Origin of the sequence: uncultured Campylobacter sp., assembly GCF_938018145.1 — a bacterium.
Taxonomy (GTDB): domain Bacteria; phylum Campylobacterota; class Campylobacteria; order Campylobacterales; family Campylobacteraceae; genus Campylobacter_A.
Genome location: NZ_CALIII010000432.1, coordinates 1 through 2,256, shown reverse-complemented (window position 1 = coordinate 2,256; position 2,256 = coordinate 1). Strand labels below are relative to the sequence as shown.

General features: G+C 50.5%; 3 protein-coding genes. All 3 read left to right on the top strand.

The window, feature by feature from the left end; translation table 11 throughout:
- Positions 1–608: SbmA/BacA-like family transporter (locus Q0338_RS10175; RefSeq protein WP_298086625.1), on the top strand; the 608-nt coding region annotated here is incomplete at its 5' end.
- A complete protein-coding gene (locus Q0338_RS10170; protein ID WP_298086624.1) occupies positions 580–798 on the top strand; it encodes a hypothetical protein in 219 nt (72 codons plus the stop codon). The genes Q0338_RS10175 and Q0338_RS10170, both read left to right, overlap by 29 nt.
- A gap of 226 nt (positions 799–1,024) precedes the next feature.
- A complete protein-coding gene (locus Q0338_RS10165; RefSeq protein ID WP_298086623.1) occupies positions 1,025–1,834 on the top strand; it encodes a M48 family metallopeptidase in 810 nt (269 codons plus the stop codon).
- The last annotated feature ends 422 nt before the right edge of the window (positions 1,835–2,256 follow it).

Below are 2,256 nucleotides of genomic sequence, written 5' to 3'. Positions count from 1 at the left end.
AAGTAGCCGACGCCGTGATGACGCTCATCGCCTTTATACCGATACTTTGGGCGCTTAGCGGTCAGGTCGATATCCCTGTGCTCGGCAAAAGCGAAGGCTCGCTCGTGTGGATCGCGCTAACGGTCAGCATCGGCGGACTCGCGATCTCGTGGTTTGTAGGTATCAAGCTGCCGGGGCTTGAGTACAATAACCAAAAGGTCGAAGCTGCGTTTAGAAAAGAGCTCGTATACGCCGAGGACGACAAGGCAAACTACGGCGCGCCCGAGAAGCTTGAAGGACTGTTTAATGACCTAAAACGAAATTATTACAGGCTATTTTTGCACTACGGATACTTTGATATCTGGAGATATATGTTCGGTCAAAGCATGGTCATCGTCCCGCTCATCGCTATGGGTCCTAGCGTGCTCGCAGGCTCGATAACGCTTGGCGTGGTGATGCCAGTCGTAAATGCCTTTAGCCAAGTGCGCGGATCGCTCGCGGTGTTTATGAACAACTGGACGGTCATCACAGAGCTGCGCTCTATCCACAAAAGACTTAAGGAATTTGAGAAAAATATCGAGTACAAGCGCGTTAAGCTCGATGAAAATTTACAAAGCGAGCCGGCGTAAATCAGGCTCTTTTAAATTTAGCTTTTGCTTGCGCGACGACTCGGGTTTATTTGGCTCGCGCTCGCGCCAGCGGCTGCTCAAATTTAGCGTTTTGGACGTAAATTTGACGAACTCGCGGCTTTCTCTAAATTTGACGGCTCGCGAACGGCGGTTAAATTTGAGCTTGCATAGTAGCGTCCGAGCCGTCTAAAGCGGACTCAGGCACGAAATTTGTCAAATTTAACCCGCACAAATTTAACGCAGATCCGTTAAAGCCGCTAAAACCAAGCTAAATTTACACCATCAAATTTATAAAACCCAAATTTACCCGCCGTTTCCTTACAAATTTGACGCCGTTAAGCCAAATTTAAACGCCTATTTACGAATTTATAGCTGTTTTAGCGGTATAATCGCCAAAATCTCGCAAAGGATGAAAAATGACGATAAGGAAAATTATTTTGCTCGCCGTGTTTACCGCGACGATGCTGACGGGCTGCTTCACCAGCTCGACTAGCGGCGGCGCGCTAGGCGAAAACAGACGCCAGATGTTTCTAGTCGGCGAACAGGAGATGAACGAGGCCGCGGCCAAAGCCTACGTAGAGACGCTTAGCGGCGCGCGCAAAAGGGGAGTGCTAAACATCGATCCCGTGATGACCAAAAGAGTGCAAGACGTCGCCAAACGCCTGATCGCGCAGGTCGGAGCGTTTAGAGAGGACGCGCTCAAGTGGAAATGGGAAGTAAACGTGATCGACGAAAACACGATAAACGCGTGGTGTATGCCCGGCGGCCGTATCGTCGTTTATAGCGGCATCATCAAAAATCTATCGCTCACAAACGGCGAGCTAGCCGCTGTCATGGGGCACGAGATCGCGCACGCGCTGCGCGAGCATAGCCGCGAGCAGGCCAGCACGGATATGCTCAAAAACATCGGCATTTTCGCCGTTTCGCAGGCTGCGGGACTGGGCGATCTAGCCACCGGCGCAATGAATATGGCCGCGCAGTACACCATCTCGCTACCGTTTTCTCGCTCGCACGAGCGCGAGGCCGACCACATCGGCACGGAGCTGATGGCGCGCGCGGGCTACGATCCTAAAGAGGCGGTAAACGTCTGGGTTAAAATGTCGCAAAAAAGCGGCGGCAGCGTGCCTGAGATACTGAGCACCCACCCGTCTAGCCAGAGCCGCATCGTCGATTTGCGCGAGGTCGCGGCCAAGCTCGAATCGGTGTATCTGCAAGCTAAAAAGTAAAATTTAGCTTGCCTAGAGCGGCTCTTTTAAACGTTTTCGATTGGCCGTTTTAGGCGATCGCGCGGGCGTTTAAGGATATTTGTAAGGCGGATAGACGAGCCGTAAATCCGCCGAATGCTAAATTTGAACAATTATTTTAAATTTGCCGCTCAAACGGCGGCTTTTTGATTTGCTTTAAAAGCAGCAAATTTAACCGCGCGTGATTTTGTATGGATTTTGATTGAGCTGTATTTTGCCGTTTTACATCAAATTTACGTATCAAATTATCACGCTTTTTGCTTACGGAAAACGGCATGTAGCGAGTGCGACGTTAATTAACCTCCCGCATCGCATCGAGTCGCTTTAAAAATATCTCCACCTTGCGTAACTGCGCCGCATCTAGCGCCCTGCCCGAGTAAAAATACTCCACGCTGTTGCCGTTT

What these genes read in the sequence shown, in the direction of transcription:
- Q0338_RS10170 (WP_298086624.1), top strand. Translation starts at nt 580, where the DNA reads ATGAAAATTTACAAAGCGAGCCGGCGTAAATCAGGCTCTTTTAAATTT.
- Q0338_RS10165 (WP_298086623.1), top strand. Translation starts at nt 1,025, where the DNA reads ATGACGATAAGGAAAATTATTTTGCTCGCCGTGTTTACCGCGACGATG.